This window comes from Granulicella sp. L60 (assembly GCF_009765825.1).
Taxonomy (GTDB): Bacteria; Acidobacteriota; Terriglobia; order Terriglobales; family Acidobacteriaceae; genus Edaphobacter.
In genome coordinates, this window is record NZ_LMUR01000009.1 from 1 (window position 1) to 597 (window position 597).

At 63.7% G+C, this 597-nt stretch carries 1 pseudogene; it reads left to right on the forward strand.

Annotated elements, in window-relative coordinates:
- Positions 1-597: pseudogene (locus GSQ82_RS03285) on the forward strand (AMP-binding protein); the annotation flags it as partial.

Consider the following 597-nt stretch of genomic DNA (forward strand, 5'->3'; position numbering starts at 1 on the left):
TACATATTGGATGCGCATGGGGAGCCTGTGCCTGTGGGAGTGGCCGGTGAGATGTATATCGGCGGGGCGGGAGTGGCGCGGGGATATCTGAACCGTCCGGAGCTGACGGCGGAGAAGTTTCTCCGGGATCCGTTTGTAGATGAAGCTGGGGCGCGGATGTACCGCACGGGAGACCTGGGGCGCTATCTGCCCGACGGCAACATCGAGTTTCTGGGCCGCAATGATTTTCAGGTGAAGATCCGCGGGTTCCGCATCGAGTTGGGGGAGATCGAGTCGCGGCTGATGGAGCATCCGGATGTGCGGGAAGCTGTGGTTGTCGCCCGTGAGGATGTGCCCGGTGACAAGCGTCTGGTGGCCTACTACACAAGCTTGGCAGATGGGATCGGCGCCGAGCAGTTGCGTCTGCATCTTTTGTCTTCGCTTCCTGAGCACATGGTGCCCGCGGCGTATGTGCGCATGGACTCGCTGCCGCTGACACTCAGCGGGAAGCTGGATCGGCGGGCGCTGCCAGCGCCGGAACAGGATGCCTATGCCACGCGCGGCTACGAGCCGCCGCGGGGGGAGATCGAAGTGAAGCTGGCGGCGGTGTGGGCCGAG